Genomic DNA, 23501 nt, shown 5'->3' on the forward strand with positions numbered 1-23501 from the left:
AAGAAAAGGTCCTTCCCGTATGGCCCAACTCACACTGGTCCTCGAGGTGCTCATCGCCGTTCTGGTGTCGTCGGCGCTGAGCAGCTTCATTCCCCGCGTATCGACGCCGCTCGTGCAGATCGTCTTGGGCGTGGTCTGGTACTTCACGCCGTTCCTGCCGAATCTGGAACTGGATTCGGAACTGTTCATGGTGCTGTTCATCGCCCCGCTGCTGTTCCTCGAGGCCCGTAACGTCCCCCGCCGCGAGGTGGCGAAGAACCTCGGGCCGTCGCTGTCCTTGGCGATCGGACTGGTGCTGCTCTCGCTCGCCGTCACCGGTATCACGCTGCATGTGCTGTGGCCTGCGGTGCCGCTTGCCGCGGCGCTGGCGCTCGGCGCGGCGCTCGGACCCACCGATGCCGTGGCCGTCGCCTCGCTGAGCAAGGAGGCGAAGCTGACCGAACGGCAGCTGAACGTGCTGCGCGGCGAAAGCCTGTTCAACGACGCGGCCAGCATCGTGGGCTTCCAGTTCGCCTGTCTCGCCGCGCTTACGGGCACGTTCTCCCTCGCGCAGTTCGCCCAGGGCATCACGGTGAGCTTCTTCGGCGGCGTCGCCGTGGGCGTGGTCGCCGGATTCGTGTTCAACAAGCTCGTGCTGCTGCTGCGTCGATACCGCATGGAGACGATGACCCTGCGCATCGGCATCGAGGTGCTGATTCCGTTCGCGGCCTATGTGGGCGCCGAGCACCTGCATGTCTCCGGCGTGCTGGCGGTGGTCGCCGCCGGCCTGCTCATCACCTTCCAGCGATACGGCTTCGGCAGCGACATCGCCCGAACCAACCTGGTGTCGAACTCCGTATGGCAGTTCATCGAGTTCACGCTGAACGGCTCCGTGTTCGTGCTGCTCGGCATCGAACTGCCCATCGCCATGCGATCCAGCTGGCAGAACGAGTCGGTGAGCAGCTGGATGCTCGTACTGGCCGTTGTAGTGCTCACCGTGGTGTCCCTCGCCATCCGGTTCCTGTGGATGCTGGGTATGCTGCGCGTCACGAAGGACCAGGTCACCCGCAAGCGTCGCAAGCTCACGAAGGAGCGAGTGCACAGCGCCCTTGTCATGACGTTCGGCGGACCCAAGGGCACGATTTCGCTGGCATTGGCGTTCACGCTGCCCAACGGCATCGACGAGGCCACGCATATTCCGCTTCGCAGCGCCCTGCTGTTCATCGTCTCCGGATACATCGTGGTGTCGCTGGTGTTGGCGAACATCATCCTGCCGCTGCTGGCACCACGAGACGATGATGTGAAGGGCGAGGAGTATGCGAAGGACAACGTGGAGATGCTGCGTCGCACGCTCACGAAGATCGCCGAGCTCGACACCCCGGAGACCCATGAGGAGGTCCGTGCCGTCATGCACTCCTACACGGAGCGCATCGACCGCGTGAAGCTCGCGGTTCCCCAGGAGACCATCAAACGCGAGCAGAAGGTCCGCGTCTCGACGCTCGAATGGGAACGCGAGTGGCTGAACGACCTGCTCGAGGCGCATCCCGAAAAGGAGGAGGCCGCCGAACAGCTCATCACCCGTCTCAACAGTTCGCTCAACCACCTGACCGGATCGGGCGGACACCACATCCAGATTCGTCAGGCAAAGCCGCGTCGCCAGGCCATGATCCTGCTGCGTCGCATCTGGGCCGTGCTGGCGCGTGTGACCCCCGGTCTCGACCCTCGTAAGACCGATATGATGCGCAGCATACAGATCGAATTGTTCGAGGCGACCATCGAGCATCTGAAGAGCGAGGTGCTCACCGATGTGGACAACGCGGAGATCATCGCCCGTCTGATCGGCGAATACCGTGCCGCATTGAGCACCCTGCACGCGAAGTCCTCGTCGCTGCCCACGCTTTCGTCGCTGCCGTCGCGCAAGGGTGTGGAGGACATCCGCACGCAGACGTATCGCCTGGAGATGGAGACGATACGCGAGATGCTCGAGGAGGAGGAGATCACGCGCAGCCAGGCCAAGATGATGCGCCAAAACGTCTACCTCATGCAAGCGGACGCAGTGCTCTGACGAGCACTGCGTGCCAATCGGCGATTCTATCGAGCCGATTGGCCAGCAAAACGCTGCCGTAGGCAGTCCTTAATTACAGGACCGCAGTGCTCTGACGGGCACGGCATGCTTTCGGGCGTTCGGGTTCCCCATCGTTCCTTTCGGCCTCCGCCTCCCTCGTCAGAGGGAGGCTTCTTTTTATCTTCAGGACGGCGATCATCCGCTATGCTGTGCATAGACGTTTCTCTTCCAAACAAGGAGCCGAATCATGAGCGATGACGCAACGAAGACCAGCACCGACGCCGACGGTTTCAGCACGCTCGGCTACTATTACGCGTTCGACGCCGACGCCGAGATCGACGACATGAACCTCGAGGCGGTGATCTGCGCCGACCAGCCGTCCAAGGAGCTCAACGGCGTGGCCGTGAGCGTGCGCGTCAATGATGAGGTCAAGGCGTCCGAAGGCCAGCGCCGCGTGCTGGAGACACTGGCCATGCTCATCAACCAGCAGCTTCCCCATGACGACGATCCCGTGGTCGTGGCCCGTTACGCCATCTCCATCTGCGAGGAGCCCCCGCAGGACGCCGTGGTACTGTGCCGGTTCAGCGCCAAACGCGAGGAGCAGGGCGATCGCATCGTCACGCAGCTCAAGGCGGGCCGCAACCAGGCGGTCGACGAGCGTGTGCTCGCCGGTGGCCGACGCGTCATCCACTACCTCACCGACTTCCTCGACCAGCTGGAGGTCGTCGCCGCAAAGAAGCGGGGGAGCGAGGAGTAAAGGCCGTCGCGAGGTCGGGGTAAACGGCCGCCGAAGCCAACGTAAACAACGCGTGTCATGTTTTTGCGCTTTTCCGTCCCTATGGGAATTTAGACTTGATTAGGTCGCGACGATGTTGTGGCCGCCTGAATCCAAACAACGACGGAAAGGCGCGCATGTCATCAATATCCCCGAGCGAGGATTTCATCGGAAAAAGCGTTGTCACGCTCGACGATCTCAGCACCGAGCAGATCGAGCTTCTGCTGCGTAAGGCGCAGTACATCGACGCAAATCGCAAACTGGTCTCGCATACCTGCGATGGCCGTATCATCGCAACGCTGTTCTATGAGCCGAGCACCCGCACACGTCTGAGCTTCGAGACCGCCATGCTGCGTCTCGGCGGCCGTGTCATCGGCTTCGCCGGCGCCCAGCAGTCGTCGGTGAGCAAGGGCGAATCCATCGCCGACACGTTGAAGACCGTCGCGAACTTCGTCGACGTCGTCGCCATCCGCCACCCGAAGGAGGGTGCCGCGCTGGTGGCCTCCGAGGCGGTGGACATCCCCGTAATCAACGCCGGCGACGGCGGACACATGCATCCCACGCAGACGCTCGCCGACCTGTGCACGCTGCAGTCGCGCTTCGGCCGCGTCAACAACCTCACCGTGGGCCTGTGCGGCGACCTCACCTTCGGCCGCACCGTGCACTCGCTCATCGAGACGCTGTGCCGCTTCGGCAACGTGAACTTCGTGCTCATCAGCCCCGACGAGCTGAAGACCCCGCAGTACGTGATCGACCGCATCAACGCCACCGAGAACTGCACCTACGTGGAGGTCAAGGACCTCGTCTCGGTGATCGGCGACCTTGACGTGCTGTACATGACCCGCGTGCAGCAGGAGCGCTTCTTCAACGAGGACGACTACCTGCGTCTGCGCGACACCTACATCCTCGACGAGGACAAGCTCAAGCTCGCCAAGAAGGACATGGCCGTGCTGCATCCGCTGCCGCGAGTCAACGAGATCGCCGTGGAGGTGGACCATGACCCGCGTGCCGCATACTTCGAGCAGGTGAAGAACGGCATGCTCATGCGCATGGCGCTGGAATGCTCCGTGCTGGGCGACGAACTGCCCGGATTCGACCCTGAAGGCATCGACGCGGTCAACGCGAAGGAGGTGGCCGCCTGATGGAGGTGACCAGCATCACTGAAGGCATCATCATCGACCACGTGCCCGCCGGCACTGCGCTGAAGGTGCTCAACTATCTCAACATCAACCCCGCCACGACCCGGCTTGCGCTGATCATGAACACGACCAGCCACCAGTTCGGCTCCAAGGACATCATCAAGATCGAAGGCGAGCAGGACATCGACCTCGACGTGCTCGGCCTTGTGGCCCGCCAGGCGACCGTCGACGTGGTGCACGGCGGCAGCATCGTGCAGAAGCTCACCCCGAACCTGCCCGAGCATGTGACCAACGTCATCAGCTGCGTGAACCCGCGCTGCGTGACCACCATCGAACGCGGCATCAAACAGCGCTTCCACCTCGTGCACTCCGAACGCATGGAATACCGCTGCGACTACTGCGACGAGGAAGCCAAGTTCTAGCCAGTCCCAGACGCGCGGAAGCGACGGCGGAGCCCGCCGCTTCCGCACCAACCGTGAAAGGAAATGCACATGCTCACACTGCGCAACATCACCGTGTGGAACACGGGCGAGACCATCGACCTGGTGATTCCGGAGGCCGACGAGAAGCGGTTCTTCCGCGATGAGGACGCCGTCTTCGACGGTGAGTTCGATGCCACGGGCCTTACGCTGGCGCCCGGCTTCGCCGACCCGCATGTGCATTTCCGCGACCCCGGCCAGACGTACAAGGAGTCCATGGTCTCCGGCGCTGCCGCCGCGGCATCCGGCGGATACACGGACGTGCTCATCATGCCGAACACCGTGCCGGCGTTGGACGGCGTGACGATCACGGATTCCACGAAACCCGGCGCCGAAGAGGTGCTTGGCAAGGGCTTCGACAACGTCATCGACTTCCTCCAGCACTACGACTCCGCCCACGACGTGAGCCTGCCGGTGCGCTACGACCTGTGCGTCTGCGCCTCAAAGGACCGCGCCGGCTATGAGGCCACCGACCTCGACGACTGGCGCTGGTACATTCGCGGCGTGGCCGAGGGGGAGAAGGACTCGGCCCAGCTCGCCCACCCCATCACCGCGATCAGCGACGACGGCTCGGCCGTCACCCCGGAGATTCTCGACGATGTGTTGCGCATGGCGAAGGAATCCGGCCTCTATCTCATCGAACACTGCGAGCATCACGACACCGGTGCCGTCAACGACGGTCCCGTATCGCGCAAGCTCGGCGTGCCGGGAATCCCCGAAGACACCGAGCTGAAGATCGTCGCCCGTGACATCGAGAAGGCCCGTGAAACCGGCGTGCACATCCACTTCCAGCACGTGAGCACCGCCATCTCCTTCGACGCCATCCGCAAGGCCAAGGCCGAAGGCCTGCCCATCACCTGCGAGACGGCGCCGCACTATCTGGCCCTGAGCGACGAGGCGCTGCTCGAATACGGCACCCTTGCCAAGATGAACCCGCCGCTGCGTTCGGAGGCCGACCGCCAGGCCACCATCGAAGCCATCGCCGACGGCACCGTCGACCTGCTCGCCACCGATCATGCCCCGCACACGCTCGAGGAAAAGGAGCGCGGATTCCTTGAGGCCCCCAACGGCATCATCGGGCTCGAATGCGCCTATGGGGTGTGCCATAAGGTACTCGTCGACGGTGGGCACATCTCCGACCACAGGCTCATCGAGCTCATGTCCACCGAGCCGCAGCGGCTCATGGGCCACGAGCCCGCCGACATCGATGCGATGCTCGGCGAGACCGGTACGGACGAGGGCCGCCGCACGCTCGACCTGAGCGCGGTGGAACATCCCGAGACCGCCGATTTCGTCGTGCTCGACACCGGCGCCGAATGGAAGGTCGACCCTGAGCGATTCCACTCCCAGGCACGCAACACGCCGTTCGGAGGATGGGACGTCACCGGTCGTCCGCTTGCCACGATCATCGGCTCCAAGCTCGTTTTCAGCCGGCTGTAATACCTGCGCGCCGCTTCCCATTCACTCGTTCCCGGAAAGGACAAAGGACACTCATGGACCGCCTAATCGACGCCATCGCGGCGAAGAACAACCCCAGCGTCGTCGGACTCGACCCGAAGCCGGCGCTGCTGCCCAAGCAGCTCATCGACCATGCGCGCGAGGCCACCGTCAGCGAAAGCGAGATGGGCAACCCCATGGAGGCGGAGGCCGCATGGTCCATCAACTTCGCTGCCATGTACCTGAAATTCAACACGACGATCATCGACGCGGTGAAGGACATCGTCCCCGCGGTCAAGCCGCAGATCGCCATGTACGAGGCGCTGGGCGAGGCCGGCCTGTGGATGTACGCACGAACCTGCAAGTACGCGCAGGACAACGGGCTGTATGTGCTCGGCGACGTCAAGCGCGGCGACATCGGATCCACGGCCGAGGCCTACGCGCATCATCTGAGCGGCTTCCCGCTGCGGTTCGCCGACGTGGCCAGCGAGGACGAGATCGAGAACGTGCAGCGCAACGCCGCCGCACTCGCCGCCGATGTGGAGGACTACGACGAGAACGGCGACGAATTCCAGTTCGGCTCCGAATGGTATGAGGACGCCGTCACCGTGAACCCGTATCTCGGCACCGACGGCATCACGCCGTTCATCGACGCCGCCAAGGCCTCCGACAAGGACGTGTTCATCCTCGTGCGCACGTCGAACCCCTCCAGCAGCGAGATCCAGGAGCTGGAGCTCAAGGACGGAGGACGCGTCTACGAGCACGTCGCCGATCTGGTCGAACAGTGGGGCTCGGACACCATCGGCGAACACGGGTACTCGCGTGCCGGCGCCGTCGTTGGCGCCACCCATCCCGAGGAGGGTGCACAGCTTCGCGAGCGCATGCCGCACACGTTCTTCCTCGTGCCGGGATACGGCGCACAGGGCGGCACCGCCGCCGACGTGGCGCGCATGTTCGACGGCAACGGTTCGGGAGCAATCGTGAATTCTTCCCGTGGTATCATCGGCGCCTGGAAGAAGAACCCCGCCTACAACGAGGACCTCGACCTTGACGAGGCGTTGCAGATCGTCGGCGAAAGCGCGCGTGAAGCCGCCGAACGCATGCGCGACGACCTCGACTCCGCCCTGCAGCACTGAACCCCGAGAAGGAGACCAGAGACCTTGACCGCAGACACGTTCATTCCCACCGCCACGGAGGAACGGCTGACCCATGGCAAAGCCGTCGTCGACGCGGCGGTCAGCCATGGGTTCTTCCCGCCCCGCCACACCGTCGAGATCGCGGACATCGCCGAGCTTGACGCCGGCGTGGTGCGCATGACCATCCGCGACCCGTACATAGCCGCGCACGGTCGTCCCGCCCAGTTCGTGGACTTCTTCACCCACGATCCCATGAAGCCCATGCCGCGTCCGTTCGGCATCAGCGAGATTCAGGACGACCTGGTGAGCTTCATCTTCGCCGTCGTCGGCAAGGGTACCGGGGAGTTCGCCGAGCTCAAGGCCGGCGACGTCATCGACGTGATGGGGCCACTGGGCCACGCATTCGACACCAAGGCCCCGGCGAACTACGTGCTGGTCGCCGGCGGACTCGGTGTGCCGCCGCTCATCCATGCCGCGCAGCACATCGCCGGCGACGAGAACAGTGAATCCACCGCCGTGTTCGGCTACCGGAAGAACCATTTCGCCGACGAATACGTGGACCGCTATGCCGACCGCACCTACAGCATCGACGAGTCGGAAGGCAACGTGGTCACGTTGCTTGACCGCATCGAGGACGAGCTGAAGTCCGGCGACCTGCCCCCGGTGATTCTCTCCTGCGGGCCGCTGCCCATGATGAAGGCCGTGGCCTCCTGGGCCGCCAAGCGAGACATCCCCTGCCAGCTCAGCCTCGAACAGCGCATGGGCTGCGGCTACGGCACCTGCGTGCTGTGCACCACCGACACCGTGAACGGCAGGCTCAAGGTCTGCGCGGACGGTCCCGTATTCACCCGCGAACAGCTTGGATGGGAGTGATGTCCATGACCGCGACCGCAGCGAACCCCGAAACCGAAACCGTGGACCTGTACGACCACGAGTGGAAGCATCCCACCGTGGTGGCCGGCGTGCCATGGAAGAACCCCGTGGGCACCGCCTCCGGTACCTTCCAGTACGCGGCCGTCCGCTGGTTCTATGACGTAAGCCAGCTCGGCGCAGTGACCACCAAGGGCGTCTCCCCGGTCCCGTGGGAAGGCAATCCCGGCGTCCGTACCGCCGAAGGCCCCGCCTGCAACATCAACGCCGTGGGCCTGCAGAACCCCGGCGTCGACCACTACCTCGTCGACGACCTGCCCAAGCTCAAGAAGATCGGCGCGAACGTCGTGTCCAACGTGGCCGGCCATTGCGACGACGACTATGCCGAGGTCGTGGCCAAGCTTGCCGACTCGCCGGCCGATATGCTGGAAATCAACGTGAGCTGCCCGAACGTCGGCGCCGGCGGCATGAGCGTCGGCGCCGACCCAGTGGCGCTGAGCCGGCTCATCACCCGACTGCGCAAGATGACCGACAAGCCCATGATCGTCAAGCTCACGCCGAACGTCACCGACATCACCGTGCCCGCCCGCGCTGCCGTGGAAGCGGGCGCCGACGCGCTGAGCCTCATCAACACCATTGTCGGCATGCGCATCAACACCCGCACTGGCAAGCCCATCATCGACCACGTGACCGGCGGCGTCTCCGGCCCCGCCGTGCTGCCCATCGGCCTGGCACGGGTGTGGCAGGTGCGTTCCGCACTGCCCGACATTCCGATCATCGGCATCGGCGGCATCGACACCGGCGAGAAGGCGCTCGAATACCTGTATGCGGGAGCGAATGCCGTCGAGGTCGGCGCGGCCGCCCTGTTCGACCCCGTCGCGCCGCTGCGCGTCGCCTGCGAGCTCGACGACCTGCTCGACGATCGTCCCGAACTCGCCGCCAAACTCGCCGAAGGCAAGACCTGGCGCTGACACCAAACCACAAGGAGAATAAAGACATGACCGACACCGCATCGCTCGATATTCGCTTCACGCAGTTCCTGCTCGAATCCGAGGCGCTGAAGTTCGGCGAGTTCACCCTCAAGTCCGGCCGCAAGTCCCCGTACTTCATCAACGCCGGCGCCTTCAACGACGGCCGTAAGATCGCCACGCTCGGCGCGTTCTACGCCGAGAAGACCGTCTCCGAGATCGAGGCCGGCAACCTGCCCAAGGACATCGACACCGTGTTCGGCCCGGCGTACAAGGGCATCCCGCTCGGCGTCTCCACCGCCATCGCATTGACCTCCGCCCACGGCATGGAGGTGGGCTACACCTTCGACCGCAAGGAGAAGAAGGACCACGGCGACGGCGGCATGATGGTCGGCACCCAGCTGACCGACGGCATGAAGGTGCTGCTCGTCGACGACGTGATGACCGCCGGCACCGCCGTGCGCGAGGTCATCCCCAAGCTCAAGGCCGAAGCGAATGTGGAGGTCGTGGGCCTCGTGCTCTCCGTCGACCGCATGGAGAAGACCAAGGACTCCGACCTCTCCGCCGTCAAGGCCGTCGAACAGGAGTTCGGCTTCCCCGTCTTCGCCATCGCCAACGTGCGTGAGATCTTCGAGGCCGGCCGGCGCATCAATACGGCCGACGGCACCCCGTACGTCACGGACGAGATCAAGGTCGCGGCCGACGCCTACCTCGAACGCTACGGCGCCTGACAGCCGGCATCGTACATAAACCCGCACACGCAAGCCCTCCCCGCGACAAAAGGGGGAGGGCTTTCATATTGGCATCAATATCATATGATTTTTTCCGGAGATGAGAACGTTGACGAAAAACAACGACGACAGACTGCTCACCCGCGACGTGGTCCTGGTCATGGTCGCGACATTCTGCTTCATGGCCAGCAACATGCTCGCCACGCCGCTGATGGCCGGCTACTCCGAGCACCTCGGCGCATCGGGCGCGCTCATGGGCGTCGTCTCCGGCATGATGAACATCATCGCCCTGTTCTGCCGTCCCATCGCCGGCAACCTCGCCGACAAGACCAGCAAGCGCATGCTCGTCGGCGTCGGCTCGGCGCTCTATCTCGTGGCCAGCATCTGGTATTCGCTCGCCTCAAGCCCGGCGTCGCTCATCGCCGCACGCATGGTCAACGGCGTGGGCTTCGCCTGCTGCTCGGTCTGCCTCGCCACATGGATGTCGCTGCTGCTGCCCATCCGACACATGGGCGCCGGCATGGGTCTCTACGGCACCATGAACGCACTGGCCATGGCCATCGGACCCGCCATCGGCATCAAGGCGCAGCAGGTCATCGGCTACCGGCACACGTTCCTCATCTCCGCAGTCGTCGCCGTGTTCATGGTGGTCTCCGTATTGTTCGTGCGCAACGGCGGACGGCCGGTCGCGAAGGCGCCCGCAGCGCAGAACGAGTCCAGGGAGAAAACGGGACGCCCCCACCGGTTCGGCATCCGCAGCATCGTCGAGCCGCGCGTCGTGCCGCTCTCGCTCGTGTTCATGCTGTTCGCCATCCCGTACTTCGCCACCCAGTCGTTCCTCGTCTCCTACGTGTCGGCACGGCATCTGACCGTCGAGGTCAGCCTGTTCTTCCCGCTCTACGCCGTGGCCCTGCTCATCATGCGAGTCACCCTGCGCGACCTGTTCGACGAGAAAAGCTTCCGGTTCTTCATGCGCGTCTGCTCGCTGCTCATGCTCGCCACGCTGCTGTGCCTCGACCTCATGCGTAACGACATCCCGCTCATCCTCGCCGCGGTTCTCATGGCCGGCAGCTACGGCATCATGAGTTCGGTCACCCAGGCGCAGGCAGTCATCATCGCAGGCAAGGCGCGCAGCGGCATCGCCAACAGCACGTACTACGCCGGCATCGACCTCGGCATGTCGTTGGGGCCCATCATCGGCGGCCTGCTGTACGGCAACGTGCCCATCGAATGGTTCTACCCGCTGTTCATGCTCGCCATGCCCCTCGCATGGATCCTCTACCTTGCCACGGTCCGCTGCACCACGCCCGCGGAAACCTCCGGCCAAGCGTGATACCGGCCGTTCCCGCACGTATGCCGCAGCGGCAATCGGTCCGCGGCAATATGCTCGTAACCCCATTACGACGAGGTAAATGACATACGGCATAGTATGAAAGGGTTCGAAGGAAAGGACGCCAGGCATGACATCGGAGCACAGCAACGCCAGGGGAGTATCGGCGAAGGCGGTCTCGTCCCGCGAGCAATGGCAGCGGGAGAAGAAACGACAGACCCGCAGACGCATCCGGCAGGCGGCCATCGCGCTCTTCCTCGAACACGGCTACGACGAGGTCACCGTCCAGCAGATCGCCAAGGCCGCGAACGTGACGCCGATCACCCTGTTCCGCTATTTCCCCAAAAAGGAGGACATCGTCATCGATCCTCCGCAGGCCGCCGAACTGGCATCCGCAATCGAGTCGAGGACATCGGACGAACCATCGCCCACGTCGCCGTTCGCCATCGCCTCGATTGTCGTTGAGGAGGTCGCGAATCGACTTGACGACGAACAATACGATTCGCTGGCGCGGAGCCTGACCATCATCAACGATACCGACACCCTGCGCAGTGCCATGTTCGCCCGAATACCGCAATGGTCGGCAACACTCGCCGACATGTTCCCCGTCGATGATGGGGACGCGGAGGGATTCTCCACCCGGCTGCGATACGCTATCGCTGTCAACACGCTCATCGAGATCTTCGGCGAATGGATCCGCTGCCGCAGTCATGCCACCATCCCCGATGGCGAGGCCCTGATCCAGATCGCCGCCGAGGCGGGGAATGCCATAGCCTGATTCCGCGGCCTACACCGAATTTGGAATGGGGGATTGTCCGCGATAAGGGACACTCACACGCAATCCGTGGAATCGCGGTAAGGTACCAAAGTCAGCATTGCGGCATGCCGTCCGAATACGACGAACACCGCAGTCAAACGATTTTCCGAGGAAATGGAGCAACCATGGCATATGCGAGCAACGCACCCTTCCACGCCGACGTGGTGGGCAGCTACCTGCGTCCCGAGGCCCTCAAGCAGGCCCGCGCGGACTACGAGGCCGGCAACATCGACGCGGCGGCGCTCAAGGCCGTCGAGGACAAGGCCATCGAGGAGCTGGTCGCCAGACAGAAGCAGGCCGGCCTGCACGTGATCACCGACGGTGAGTTCCGCCGCCGCTGGTGGCATTTTGACTTCATGTGGGGCTTCGCCGGAGTGGAGCACAAGGCCGCCGCCCACCGCGTCGCCTTCCACGACGAGGTCACCCCCGCCGACACCGCCGCCGTGACCGGCAGGCTCGACGGCCACAACCATCCGTTCGTCGAGCACTTCAAGTTTGTCAAGCAGTTCGAGGACGAGAACACCGTGGCCCGCCAGACCATGCCCTCGCCCGCACAGACCCTGTTCGTACTCACCGGCAACAAGGCCGCCTACCTGTACGACGAGTTCTACGCCACCGACGAGGAGCTGGCCGCCGACATCGTCAAGGCCTACCGCCAGACCATCGCCGACCTGTACGAGGCCGGCTGTCGCAACGTGCAGTTCGACGACTGCACGTGGACCCGCCTGTGCGACCCGGCCGTGCGCGAACGCCTCGGCTGGAGCGACGAGGACGCCGAACGCCTGCAGCGGCAGAACCTCGACATCATCAACGCGGTGATTGAGGACCAGCCCGCCGACCTTGCCATCAACACGCACGTATGCCGCGGCAACTTCCACTCCACGTGGCTCTCCTCCGGCGGCTACGCGCCCGTCGCCGCGAACCTGTTCGGCAAGGAGAACGTGAACGCCTACTATCTGGAGTTCGACGACGACCGTTCCGGCGACTTCGCACCGCTGGCCGAACTCTCCGAGAACAAGAAGGTGGTACTCGGCCTCATCACGTCGAAGACGCCCGAGCTCGAGGACCCGGCCGCCATCAAGGCACGCATCGAGGAGGCCGCGCAGTACGTGCCGCTCGAGCGCCTGTGCCTCTCCACGCAGTGCGGCTTCGCCTCCACCGAGGAGGGCAACAAGCTCACCGAGGAGCAGCAGTGGGCCAAGATCGCCCTCGTCAAGTCCATCGCCGACGAGGTGTGGGGCGACTGAGCGTATAGAACACTGTTGATTCGCGTAAAAGCCCGCCGGCACGATATGTGGCCGACGGGCTTTTGTTATCGTGTGAGGCCTTGTGCGGGTTGGATTCGGGTGGCGTTGTGTGCGGGGATGGCCGCGGCGAGAAGTGCCGCTATGAGGATGACGGGGATGAGTATGCCGATCTGCGTCCACGGCAGTCGTGTGGTGAATTGGCTGGTCATGCCGCCGATCTGGGCTTTGACGCCGGCGACGCCGAGCGGCAGGCCGACGAGCAGCCCGATGATGGTGCCAATGACGGTCAGAGTCAACGCTTCGATGGCGATTTCCGTGCGGATGACGCCGCGTCTGGTGCCGAGGGCGCGCAGCATGCTGATCTCGTTGGTGCGTTCGATGACGGACAGAGCGAGCTGGTTGGCGAGTCCGGTCAGGCTGATGATGACGGTGATGGCGAGCATCGCGTAGGAGAGCATGAGCAGCATGTTCAGCACGTTGAGTATGTCGTTGCTTTCGGCGATGCCGCCGCCGACCGTGGCGTTCGGGTCGGATACGGCCAGTCGGTTGATCTGATTGGCGAGCTTGGCTCGGTCGATGCCGGGCTTGGCCTTGAACCAGATCATGCTGGTCTTCAATGCCGGTTCGATGGCGTCGGCGTGCGGGATCGCGGCGAGTTGGCTGTCGGTGATGATGACCGCGAGTTTCGGTGATTCGGTGAGCTGCGAGGCGTGCGTCCTGACCGTGACGGGAGTACCGGCGACGGTGAGCGTGAGTGTGTCGCCTTCCCTGATGCCGATGGCGCTCATGTAGCGCGGGTGGACGAGCGCGACCGGCATGCCGTTCTCCTCGCCGGTATGCCACTGGTCGTCCTTGGCGAATACGGCGGCAGCCTTGTCGGGGATGACGTCAAGTATTTGGGGCGTGGTCTTGGCCCCGTCCGGCGCATGGTCGATGGCGATGGTGCGTACCGGGTAGGAGCCTCGTGCGTCGGTGATTTCATTGGCCTGCTGCAGGACCTTGTCGGCGAGTGTGCTGTTGTCCGGCGTGTAGAGGGCGGCACTGACCGGATATCGGTGGTCGAGGTCGGCGTTGATGGTGGCGGTGCCGGTGGACGCGGCCGAGGAGAGCGCGGCGATTAGGCTGACGCCGAACGCGACCGCGGTGACGGTGCCGCCCGCGCGCCGCGCGTTCGCCGAAAGGCTTGCCGCAGCCAGTTTGCCCGCCAATCCGCAGACGGACAGGACCGCAGCGATGACGGGCATGAGCATCGCGATAAGTCCGGGCAATGCAAGTATGAGGCCGAGCGCCAAAGCGAGTCCGCCGGTCAGTGCAACGGGCATGTGGAACCCGGCCGCTCCGATCGACAGCAGCGCAACGCCAGCAACCGAGCACAATATTCCGAGCACGATGCGCGGAACATGGCCGTTGCACACCTTGTCGCCTGTTTTCACGCCGGCCATGTCATCGGTCTGTGCGGTTCCGTTCAACGCTTGGATGGGTGGGATGCGTGTGACGTGACGCACGGTCGTCCATGCGGTCAATACCGTGGCCAGAACCGTCAGCAGCAACGTTCCAGCTAGCAACATCGGGTTGGCGGCGAATCCGCCGAACGCCTGACCCATCGCCGTCATGGCCGCGTATCCGCCGCCTACGCCGATCAGGGTTCCGATGATTGTTCCGGCTATGGCGGTGATCAGCGCTTCGGACAGCACGAGTGAGCGGATGCTCGCGCGTCTGGCTCCGATCAGACGCAGCATGGCGATGTCCCGCGTACGCTGCGCGATCAGCGTCCGGTAAGTGCTGGAGATCACCATCATCGCGGCACACAGGGCGATGACCGCGAACACCACCATGATCACGGTCAGCTGCGTGCTGCCGCCGGCCATCATCGCCGACGCCTGCCGAATCATCTCCGCGCCCGTGACCGCCGTGACGCCATCCGTCCTAGCGGCCGCCATAAGACGTTGGGTGACCGAATCGATGTCGGAGGGGTCGTTGAGCTTGACGAACAGTTCACCCGGTGTCATGTCGCCGAAGTATGACGGGTCGGCGTAGACCGCATAGTCGGTGCCGGTCATCGGCTTGAACCGCACATCGTTGATGCCGCTGACCGTCACCACATGTTTCGTACCGTCGGACGACTTCAACGTGACCGTGCCGCCGATGTTCACGCCGAGCTTGTCGGCCGTATCCTGCGAGATGACGATCTGGTCGGCGGACCGTGGCCATTCGCCGGACTCCAATCCGAACCAGCGCAGGGACGGGTCGCGGGGGACGGAATACACGTTCGCCGTGCCACGCGCATCCATGCCGTATGCGGTGACCGTGGCCGCATAATACGGGGCCGTCGCCTTCACTTTGCCGCTGACATTCGCCTTGGCGAGCACGTCATCGGCCCACGAGGGCTTCAATGATTTCACATCGGCGTCGCCGGGGTCGATGATGACGTCCACGGGTTTCAACGGCGCGGCCGTGACCGTGGCCATGCTTGCGGTGGACGTGCCTTGGAACACGACCGTGCCTGCCAGCATCGCCGCCGACAGGATCACCGCCAACAGGACGGCGAGCAGTCGGGACGGGGAATGCCTGATCTGCGCCCACGCCACCCGGATCATCGCGTGCCTTCTTTCCGAGAAGCAATGTTCGACCACCCTCCGTCGCCTGCGGCGACACCTCCCGCCAGCGGGAGGGGAGAATCAGCATCGTGCTCAAGCGTGCTCGTCACGTCGGCTGCGGTCGGATGCTCGATATCCGCCGCGATCAACCCGTCACGCACCACGAGCGCCCGGTCGGCATAGGCAGCGGCGTTCGGATCATGCGTGACCATCACGATCGTCTGCCCGCGACGCGACGCCATATCCCGCAGAATCGCCAACAACTGACGCGACGACTTCACATCCAGCGCCCCGGTCGGCTCGTCCGCGAACACCACCGCGGGATTCCCGGCCAACGCGCGGGCGACCGCCACGCGCTGTCGTTGCCCGCCGCTCATCTCCTGCGGCTTGTGATCGAGCCGGTTCTCGATGTCCAGCTCACGCGCGATCCCGCGTATTGTCTGCCGGTCGGGCTGTCTGCCGCGCAGCGTGAACGGCAGCTCGATGTTCTGCTCCGCCGTCAGATACGGCAGCAGGTTGAAATCCTGGAAGATGAACCCGATCCGGTCACGCCGCAGATCGGAAATCGCGTCATCCGACAGCGTCGAAATATCCACGCCATCGATAATCACCCGGCCGGAAGTCGGCGTATCCAAACCCGCCAGCAGATGCAGCAATGTGGTCTTGCCCGACCCGGATGGACCCACAATCGCCGTGAATTGTCCCTTTGCAAACCGGGCTGTGATACCCGCCACCGCGGCCGTCTTGGCTGCGCCGGAACCATATGTCTTACGCACATTGATGGCCTCGACCGCGGTTTCGCAGCCGATTGTCCCTTCGGTATGGTCTTCATTGCTTCTCATATCCGTGTCCTTACCTTCGCCAAGTCGGCCGGATCCTCACGGTCGCCTTGAGTCCGACGATATGAAGGGACGACGGTTTCCGATATCGTGCGTGAGGACTAGTCACATGATGCTGTCGATGCCGGAACTCATTCCGGAGGATGATGCCTCGATTTACCATTTGGGGCTATATTGAAAACTTATCGGAGACATCCATGGGGATTGGTTGCGATTGATGTTGGTTGCTAAGCTGAATGTGGCATGGATGCACGTATTCAATCAAGGAGGATTGCCGTGAACGATGACATCAGGAACATGAACGGGATGGACGACATGGAAAATGTCACTCCCGAAATCGTGGACAACGGACCCATGCGATGCTGCCCATGGAAGGCGTTGAAGAACCGCGATGGCCTTGTGCCGACGATTGCGTCCACGGCGATCATGGTCGGCGTCATCGCCGTGAGCTGCTATGGACAGTACCTGCTCACCAAATGGGCCTGCAAGGCCGCCATCCGCGAGACCCGGCGCTGAGTCTCGCGGATTTCTCCGGGACCGTCAGAATCTCCAAACGCCAGTCACGCTTCCGTCGTTGCCTTCCGAGTCAAGGAAATCCGTCGTAAGCCGATCTTCAATCAGCGGGGCCTTCGGTCCGGTTACCTTGGCGATCACCTGGCGTTCCAAGCGTATTCTCTCTTCGGCAAACCGGGCTTCCAGGGTTTCGTTCAGCAGGCCAATCGTCCGTGCAAAGGCGAATCTGATGCTTAGTGTCCGGACCATTCGTTCAAGCTGCGCCAGATCGTGATTCTCCCGATCGTACTGCCGTTCCCATATTTCGCCGCCGGGAAGCATGGGGTGTCGTTTGCGTTTCAATCCCTGGTAAAGACCGTTCACCTCATCGAGGTCACGGTTCTCGTCGACGGGCAGAAAAGCCATCTTCAGCAGGGTACGTCGGCTGGAGGCAATTCCCTGACCGGTTCCAGCGCCCCGTCGTTCCAGCATGGATGCGATGGTTATCGGCCCCCTCAAATTGACGCGACGCATCATATCGAAACGGAGAGGAGACTTTGACCATGCCTTGAGCACGATGCTCAACGGAACCTCGGCGTCTTCCCCCAATTCTCGGGGGAACGGCAATCGCGCCGACGTGATCGGAGGAACCACTGCTTCGAGCTTCTCTCTCAGCCAGTCGTTCTCATCGCAGGTCGAGGTGACGTATCCGTGGTCGAACATGCCCAAACGTCCCGCCCGGCCCGCTATCTGACGTACCTCCGACGCGGTGAGCGGACGATTGCGTCTTCCGTCGTATTTGCTTACTGCGGTGAACACCACTCGACGTATTGGGAGATTAAGCCCCATGCCCACAGCATCGGTGGCGACCAGCACCTTCGCCTCGCCGGAGGCGAACCGTTCCGCCTCCGCCCTGCGGGCTGGCCAAGGCAGGGCGCCGTAGATGACGGCGGTGGGGATTCCACGCTCCTCGATGCTCGCCGCCTTGGAGAGGACCTCCCTTCGGTCGAACGCGATCAACGCGTCACCTGGCTCGCAGTCACCGTCCAATGGGTTCCGTTCGACGCTCAACGGCGTCATACGTTCGTGACGGATGACACTTGCTTCGTCCCCGCACAAGGCGATGAGCGTCATCACGATGTCCAATGCCTCCGGGGCCATGCACACGTGTACCTCCGCAGCATCGATACCGAGTATGGCGCGGGTCCATGCCCCTCCTCGTCTGTCGTCCGCAACCATTTGCGCCTCATCGATTACCGCACACGCATAGGGGTGTTCGAGGTCGACCATCTCGACGGTTCGTGACGAATACCGTGCTCCCTGTTCGAGGGACCGTTCCTCTCCGGTTATGATGTCACACGCAAAGCCGGATGATCGCAGCCGTTCCCCGACCTCCAACGCGAGCAGCCGCAACGGGGCAAGGTATATGCCGGAATCGTAATCCTTGAGAGTCTGCAATGCATCATGGGTCTTGCCGCTGTTGGTGGGGCCTACATGCAGAATGAAGCGTCGTTGACGGTGGCGGAATTGCGCATAATGGTTAATCGGATCCGAGGCCGCATGCGATACGGCGACCAAATCACGAGCAGCGGCTTGCTGAGCCTTCTGCAAGGCCTTCCTATTCCTACTGCCCTTCTTCGTCGGTTTCCCCATTGACCGTCCTTTCCTTTTTCGCTCCTCTGCGATACGGTTGGAAACCATCTTAGGTGCATCAATGCCCGTGGCGTCGCCGTCTCGGCGGTGCCATACTGGAAGAGGACAACGGCGTATTCTTGAGAAGGGCATGACGATGAACGATATGCACAGGATGTTACTGGGTGACGCTCCGGCATTCCGTCAGACCGATCTGATGACCGACGACCATCCGGTTCGCCGATATGGCGGGAAAGACAAGAAACTCTACAGCGCACCTTTGCGGGGCCTTATGTTCGTGGTGGTGTTCATCGTCGCGGCGATTGCGATCATCGGCGCCGGCTCCGGCGGCAAGGCGGCGCTGCCGGGTTCCGGGGCGGGTGTGACCCCTGATATGACGCTCGTATCGTGGGGCGAACTGTTCGGCGCTATCATCGCGTATCTGATTGTCGTGATGGTGATGGAGGGCCGCCGCCTGCCAATCGAACTGGCGCCGGCCCGCGCTCTTGATCTGGTGCGCGGAGGCGTCGCATCGTTCGCGTGCATCGCCGTGAGCATCGGTATCATCGCGCTGCTTGGCGGATATCGAATCGTCGGATTCAACGCCGGGTATAATCCGTGGGCCGATCTGCTGACATTGGGCCTGACCGCGGGCGTTGCCGAAGAAATCATGATGCGCGGCATCCTTCTGCGTCTGGTCGAGGAGAGTCTCGGCTCATGGGGCGCGGTGGCGGTGTCCGCGCTCGTGTTCGGTCTGCTGCACGTACCCAATCCGGACGGCACGCTGTGGGGCGGCATCGCCATTGCCATCGAGGCGGGACTGCTGTTCGGCGCAATCTATCTGGCAACGCGATCGCTATGGTGGTGCATCGGCTTCCATGCCATGTGGAACATCGCCGAAGGACCGATATTCGGCTCGATCGTATCCGGCACCGGAGCCCAGCAGTCATGGCTGGTCGCGCAATGGACCGGCCCGGACCTGCTCACCGGCGGCTCCTTCGGTCTCGAAGCCAGCGTCGTTCCGGTACTGGTGCTCGGCGGTCTCGCCGCTGCCATCCTGATTCATCTGCAACGCCACGGCCGCATGATCGCCCCGGCCCGGGCGCGCGGAAAACTGCTCGCCGAGGAAGTTCGGCATGGCGAATACGCGGCATAATGCAATGAACATGACGTCATGACGAAACGGAAAAGAGGCCGATGATGAGCGTGGGCTACGCAAAGGAGAACGACGGCGCCGGCCGTGTGCGCCGTCGCGAGAACGAGCGCACAATCGCGGGCGCGCATCGCATGATGCGGCGCGCCGACCGTGAGGTCACGGATGCCGACGTCATCGCCTCAATTATCGACGGCTGTGACATCGCCGACGTCGCATATACGGACGCCGAGGGCTTGACCGTCGTGCCGGTCAACTTCGGCTACGAATACGACCGGGGGAGCGGACGACTCGTCCTGTGGATGCATTCGGCTCCGCACGGCCGTAAGCTCGACGCCATCCGCGCCGCCGGCAACCGTCTGCCGGTCGCGTTCGCCATGCGCACGGACTGCGAGGTGGTCGAGGGGCGCACGGCATGCAACTGGGGCGAATCGTTCAAATCCGTCGTCGGCAACGGCGTCGCATCCATCGTCGACGATCTCGACGAATGCCGCCATGGCATGCAGCTGCTGATGGCGCATCAGGCGCACATGCCCCATGTCGAATTCACCGACGCACAGGTCAGAAGCGTGACCGTATGGAAGATCGAATCGGAATATCTCACCGCCAAGGTGCGGCCTAAGCCCGCTCCCACGCATGCGCACGCGCATGGCGGTCATCATGCTGCGCATCCGGCGGAGTGATTCGGACGCCGGTCAGAACAGACGAAGCGGCTCCTCGCGGATGACGGGCCGGATGAGTCCGGGCCCGTCGCCGTCCAGCGGCGCGACCTCATGGAAGGCGAGCGCGCGGGACAGCGGCTCGCCGGCCGCGTGCACCTGCGGCAGCAATGCCGAACCGTCGATGGTCGGATTCAGCCACGCATCGCACAGCGCCGGCGACACCAGCAGTGGCATACGGTCATGTACGGTCGCCGGACCGCCCACGGCCTGGCAGGTGATGATGGTCGCCGTCAGCCGCCATGGTGCCGATGCCGAGACTCGCCACCATGAGTACAGTCCGGCCATGGACAGCATGCCGGACGGATTATCGTCGCCGGCGTGAAAATAGAACGGTTTCGCGCCATGCCATTCGTAGTATCCCGACGCGGGGATGATGCATCGCATGGAACGTGTGGAGTCGGCGAACGTGGGTTTGGTCGCAATCGATTCCACGCGTGCGTTATACGTGGGATACGGCAGGTCGTCGGTCATGCTCCAGCGGGGGATGAGCGACCAGTCGGCACCGGTCAGATGGTGACGTCCATCCCTGCTCCGGGCGACGACGGCGATGGCCTGCCTGGGTGCGATGTTATATGAGGGCTCGGGCAACGCGTCGGCGTTGACGTCATCGTCATCCACGGCGAACCGCGCCGCCACGGCATCCCAATCCAGATCAAGCGCGAATCTTCTGCACATCACTCACCGATCACGGCGTCGACGATGCCGGAGACGACGGCCATGATGAACGACCCGAGCACCGCCCACAGGAACCCATGGATGATTACGCCGACGCTGAACAACGACATCGCCAGCCATGAGGCCAGCTCCATGAAAAGCCAGTTGAGAATCAGCGCGAACAGTCCGAAGCTCAGAATGGAGATCGGCAGGGCGATCAGATGAACCACCGGTTTGATGGACGCGTTGATGAGCGCCAGGAACAGGGAGAACGCGGCGACGCCGAGAACCGGCGGCTCGCCCACCGCCTCCATGCCGGGCAGCAACGCCACCATGACACCCGCCGCAATCGTCAATACCAGCCAACGTGAAAGAAAACGACTCATAGTCCGATTATGCCACCGTGGTGATGGATGATGGGCGGACATTCGTCGTCGGCTTCATATGCGGCGCCACTCGACTATTCGTTATCGTCCACCCATTCGAGGATGTCTCCGGGCTGGCAGTCGAGCGCCCGGCATAGGGCGTCCAACGTGGTGAACCGCACCGCCTTGGCGCGACCGTTCTTCAGTATGGACACGTTGGCCGGAGTGATGCCGACGCGGTCGGCGAGCTCTCCGACGCCGATCTTGCGCTTGGCCATCATGACGTCGAGGTTGATGCGGATCGTCATGTCAGATCACCTGCTCCAACTCGTCGGACTGGTCGGTCGCCGCCCGCAGCAGACCCTTCATGACGACCATGAGCAGAATGAACCCGATCTCGGCCACCAATGTCGCGCCCAGCACCGCGAGAACGCTGAAGAAATCCATGGCCGGCATGGCGGCGTCGGACGAGCCGGTCACAGCGAAACAGGCCAGCACGACGGCCGTCAACACCGTTCCGACGGAAGCGCCGCCGATGATGAGATTCACGCAGGGCCGCGCCTTCGCCGTGAACACCACACCCGAACCGGACAGCGAGAACAACCGCCATACGCCGACGAACGCCGCTTCGACACAGAGCAGGAACAGCACGCCCAACACCAGATACGGCCATCGCATCGCCGCCTGGCCGGGATACAATCCGGCCATCGCGGCGCTCAACGTCGGAACGGCGAACACCTGACCCCACAGGCACGCCAGCCAGATGAGCACGACGATGGCCTTGAGCCCTCCAAGCACCCAGGGATTCATGTATTTCGACATAACCACACCTCCTGCAATCAAAATATATCGAATAACAATATTACTATATCGAAATACGATATTTTTAACAAGTGGCTCGCAAGAATTTGGCAATCATCGGCGTAGCATGAAACCATGCTCGACCATCTGACACTGCACGTACGCGACATCGACCACAGCATCGACTTCTACACCAAGGCGCTCAAACCACTCGGCTACATCGTCAAAGCCCACCACGAGTCCACGCTCGGATTCGGCGTCGACGACGGCACCCCGCACTCCGACTTCTACATCTCTCCGGCAAACAATGCCGACGGCAACAAGGGCGACGGCACATCACCCACGCCTGTCACCCACATCGCATTCCTCGCACCAAGCCGACAGTCCGTCCGGGACTTCCACGACGCCGCGCTCGCGGCCGGCGGGCGCGACAACGGCGCCCCCGGCCCGCGCGACTACCATCCCGGATACTATTCCGCGTTCGTGCTCGACCCCGACGGCAACAACATCGAAGCCGTCGTCGACTGGGCCCACGAATAGCAAACGCCCCATCGGCTCCGTCGTTCATGAGCCGGTGGGGCGGAGAGCCGGAAAGGCGCGGATCAGAACTTCATGCCCAATGATGCGAGGTCCCGGCGGGCCTGCTCGGCGTCGATGAAGCGGAACGCGTGCATACCTACGGCCTGCGCGCCCGTTACGTTCTTGGCGGTGTCGTCGAGGAACACTGAGGACTCGGCCTTGAGGCCGAACCGGCTTAGCGCGAGCTCGTAGATGTCGGCGTTCGGCTTGTGCAGCTTCTCGATGCCGGAGACCACCGTGCCTTCAAGCAGCTCGTCCAGCTGCGGGAACTTGTCGAACGCGATGTGGATGGTCTCATGCGACCAGTTCGTCAGTCCCCACACGCCATAGCCGGCGGACTTCAGGTCGCGCAGAAGCCGCTCCATGCCGGGCAGCATACGGGGCAGCGCGTCTCCGTAATGGTCCACGTAGTAGCGGAAGATGCCGGCGATGTACTCGCCCTGCTCACGCACCACGTCAGGCATGATATCGGCCACGTCCTCGCCGGCATCCATGCGGTCCTCGTAGCGGAAGAAGCCATGCGGGTCATCGTCGGCGCAGATGCGGTCGACGACCTCCGGCGGGAAATGCCCCTCGAGGCAGGCGCGGCACCGCCAGTCCAGCAGCACGCCGCAGAAATCGAAGATGACGTCGGTGACGGGGGATTCGTTGCTCATGTCGCTCCTTAACGGTCCTTGACAATCCGGTTGCGATA

At 63.2% G+C, this 23501-nt stretch carries 24 protein-coding genes; 16 read left to right on the forward strand and 8 right to left on the reverse strand.

The features are described from left to right. Nucleotides 1–19: 19 nt before the first annotated feature. The 12 genes from GFD18_RS05505 to GFD18_RS05560 all read left to right on the forward strand — a co-directional run bounded on the left by GFD18_RS05505 (nucleotide 20) and on the right by GFD18_RS05560 (nucleotide 12973). Nucleotides 20–2044: a Na+/H+ antiporter gene (locus tag GFD18_RS05505; protein WP_163200432.1), complete on the forward strand. Its 2025-nt coding sequence runs from the start codon at nucleotides 20–22 to the stop codon at nucleotides 2042–2044. Nucleotides 2045–2291: 247 nt separating this feature from the next. Next, nucleotides 2292–2801 (forward strand): hypothetical protein, encoded by a 510-nt coding sequence (locus tag GFD18_RS05510; protein ID WP_163200431.1) that lies wholly within the window; start codon nucleotides 2292–2294, stop codon nucleotides 2799–2801. A 155-nt stretch (nucleotides 2802–2956) separates the two neighbouring features. Beyond that, on the forward strand, nucleotides 2957–3961 hold the full coding sequence (pyrB, locus tag GFD18_RS05515) for an aspartate carbamoyltransferase (protein WP_163200430.1): 1005 nt from the start codon (nucleotides 2957–2959) through the stop codon (nucleotides 3959–3961). Continuing rightward, a complete protein-coding gene (locus tag GFD18_RS05520; protein ID WP_163200429.1) occupies nucleotides 3961–4380 on the forward strand; it encodes an aspartate carbamoyltransferase regulatory subunit in 420 nt (139 codons plus the stop codon). Before pyrB ends, GFD18_RS05520 begins: the two co-directional genes overlap by 1 nt. A gap of 69 nt (nucleotides 4381–4449) precedes the next feature. Then, nucleotides 4450–5877, forward strand: coding sequence for a dihydroorotase (locus GFD18_RS05525; protein WP_163200428.1), 1428 nt, complete (start codon nucleotides 4450–4452; stop codon nucleotides 5875–5877). 53 nt (nucleotides 5878–5930) lie between these two features. After that, nucleotides 5931–7010 (forward strand): orotidine-5'-phosphate decarboxylase, encoded by a 1080-nt coding sequence (gene pyrF / locus GFD18_RS05530; protein ID WP_163200427.1) that lies wholly within the window; start codon nucleotides 5931–5933, stop codon nucleotides 7008–7010. Between the two features lie 42 nt (nucleotides 7011–7052). After that, nucleotides 7053–7883: a dihydroorotate dehydrogenase electron transfer subunit gene (locus tag GFD18_RS05535; RefSeq protein ID WP_404801614.1), complete on the forward strand. Its 831-nt coding sequence runs from the start codon at nucleotides 7053–7055 to the stop codon at nucleotides 7881–7883. Further along, nucleotides 7883–8851, forward strand: a complete 969-nt coding sequence (locus GFD18_RS05540) for a dihydroorotate dehydrogenase (RefSeq protein ID WP_404801610.1) — start codon at nucleotides 7883–7885, stop codon at nucleotides 8849–8851. The genes GFD18_RS05535 and GFD18_RS05540 overlap by 1 nt, the downstream gene beginning before the upstream one ends. Before the next feature lie 26 nt (nucleotides 8852–8877). Next, the gene (gene pyrE, locus GFD18_RS05545) at nucleotides 8878–9579 is read left to right on the forward strand and encodes an orotate phosphoribosyltransferase (RefSeq protein WP_163200425.1); all 702 of its coding nucleotides are present in this window, start codon (nucleotides 8878–8880) and stop codon (nucleotides 9577–9579) included. A 109-nt stretch (nucleotides 9580–9688) separates the two neighbouring features. Beyond that, nucleotides 9689–10912 carry an MFS transporter gene (locus GFD18_RS05550; protein ID WP_225432913.1) on the forward strand — a complete coding sequence of 408 codons (1224 nt, stop codon included), beginning with the start codon at nucleotides 9689–9691 and terminating at the stop codon, nucleotides 10910–10912. A 127-nt stretch (nucleotides 10913–11039) separates the two neighbouring features. Next, nucleotides 11040–11687: a TetR/AcrR family transcriptional regulator gene (locus tag GFD18_RS05555; RefSeq protein WP_163200424.1), complete on the forward strand. Its 648-nt coding sequence runs from the start codon at nucleotides 11040–11042 to the stop codon at nucleotides 11685–11687. Between the two features lie 164 nt (nucleotides 11688–11851). Continuing rightward, a complete protein-coding gene (locus GFD18_RS05560) occupies nucleotides 11852–12973 on the forward strand; it encodes a 5-methyltetrahydropteroyltriglutamate--homocysteine S-methyltransferase (protein WP_163200423.1) in 1122 nt (373 codons plus the stop codon). A 65-nt stretch (nucleotides 12974–13038) separates the two neighbouring features. Here GFD18_RS05560 and GFD18_RS05565 read toward each other — a convergent pair whose 3' ends face one another. Both GFD18_RS05565 and GFD18_RS05570 read right to left on the reverse strand, forming a co-directional pair. Next, the gene (locus GFD18_RS05565) at nucleotides 13039–15570 is read right to left on the reverse strand and encodes an FtsX-like permease family protein (RefSeq protein ID WP_163200422.1); all 2532 of its coding nucleotides are present in this window, start codon (nucleotides 15568–15570) and stop codon (nucleotides 13039–13041) included. Continuing rightward, nucleotides 15567–16412 carry an ABC transporter ATP-binding protein gene (locus tag GFD18_RS05570; RefSeq protein WP_163200421.1) on the reverse strand — a complete coding sequence of 282 codons (846 nt, stop codon included), beginning with the start codon at nucleotides 16410–16412 and terminating at the stop codon, nucleotides 15567–15569. Before GFD18_RS05570 ends, GFD18_RS05565 begins: the two co-directional genes overlap by 4 nt. A 273-nt stretch (nucleotides 16413–16685) precedes the next feature. On the opposite strand from GFD18_RS05570, the gene GFD18_RS05575 reads away from it, so the two are divergent. Further along, a complete protein-coding gene (locus GFD18_RS05575) occupies nucleotides 16686–16925 on the forward strand; it encodes a hypothetical protein (protein ID WP_163200420.1) in 240 nt (79 codons plus the stop codon). A 24-nt stretch (nucleotides 16926–16949) separates the two neighbouring features. On the opposite strand, the gene GFD18_RS05580 is transcribed toward GFD18_RS05575, so the two are convergent. Then, nucleotides 16950–18554, reverse strand: coding sequence for a DEAD/DEAH box helicase (locus tag GFD18_RS05580; RefSeq protein ID WP_163200419.1), 1605 nt, complete (start codon nucleotides 18552–18554; stop codon nucleotides 16950–16952). A gap of 130 nt (nucleotides 18555–18684) precedes the next feature. Here GFD18_RS05580 and GFD18_RS05585 point away from each other — a divergent pair, with 130 nt between their 5' ends. Further along, entirely contained in the window at nucleotides 18685–19689 is a 1005-nt protein-coding gene (locus GFD18_RS05585) for a CPBP family intramembrane glutamic endopeptidase (protein WP_163200418.1), read from the forward strand. Nucleotides 19690–19733: 44 nt separating this feature from the next. Beyond that, complete coding sequence (locus tag GFD18_RS05590; protein WP_163200417.1) at nucleotides 19734–20369, forward strand: pyridoxamine 5'-phosphate oxidase family protein; 636 nt, start codon at nucleotides 19734–19736, stop codon at nucleotides 20367–20369. A gap of 12 nt (nucleotides 20370–20381) precedes the next feature. On the opposite strand, the gene GFD18_RS05595 is transcribed toward GFD18_RS05590, so the two are convergent. The 4 genes from GFD18_RS05595 to GFD18_RS05610 all read right to left on the reverse strand — a co-directional run bounded on the left by GFD18_RS05595 (nucleotide 20382) and on the right by GFD18_RS05610 (nucleotide 22249). After that, nucleotides 20382–21083, reverse strand: a complete 702-nt coding sequence (locus GFD18_RS05595; RefSeq protein WP_163200416.1) for an SOS response-associated peptidase — start codon at nucleotides 21081–21083, stop codon at nucleotides 20382–20384. Next, nucleotides 21083–21448, reverse strand: coding sequence for a phage holin family protein (locus tag GFD18_RS05600; protein ID WP_163200415.1), 366 nt, complete (start codon nucleotides 21446–21448; stop codon nucleotides 21083–21085). Before GFD18_RS05600 ends, GFD18_RS05595 begins: the two co-directional genes overlap by 1 nt. Before the next feature lie 74 nt (nucleotides 21449–21522). Next, nucleotides 21523–21735 carry a helix-turn-helix domain-containing protein gene (locus tag GFD18_RS05605; RefSeq protein ID WP_163200414.1) on the reverse strand — a complete coding sequence of 71 codons (213 nt, stop codon included), beginning with the start codon at nucleotides 21733–21735 and terminating at the stop codon, nucleotides 21523–21525. A gap of 1 nt (nucleotide 21736) precedes the next feature. Next, on the reverse strand, nucleotides 21737–22249 hold the full coding sequence (locus GFD18_RS05610; protein ID WP_163200413.1) for a DUF2975 domain-containing protein: 513 nt from the start codon (nucleotides 22247–22249) through the stop codon (nucleotides 21737–21739). 114 nt (nucleotides 22250–22363) lie between these two features. Between GFD18_RS05610 and GFD18_RS05615 the strand changes: the two genes are divergently transcribed. Further along, nucleotides 22364–22768, forward strand: a complete 405-nt coding sequence (locus tag GFD18_RS05615; protein ID WP_163200412.1) for a VOC family protein — start codon at nucleotides 22364–22366, stop codon at nucleotides 22766–22768. A 62-nt stretch (nucleotides 22769–22830) separates the two neighbouring features. Here the strand turns inward: GFD18_RS05615 and GFD18_RS05620 are convergent, their stop codons facing one another. Then, nucleotides 22831–23463, reverse strand: coding sequence for an HAD family hydrolase (locus GFD18_RS05620; RefSeq protein WP_163200411.1), 633 nt, complete (start codon nucleotides 23461–23463; stop codon nucleotides 22831–22833). Between the last annotated feature and the right edge of the window lie 38 nt (nucleotides 23464–23501).

The sequence above is a fragment of the Bifidobacterium saimiriisciurei genome (assembly GCF_010667655.1).
GTDB lineage: Bacteria > Actinomycetota > Actinomycetes > Actinomycetales > Bifidobacteriaceae > Galliscardovia > Galliscardovia saimiriisciurei.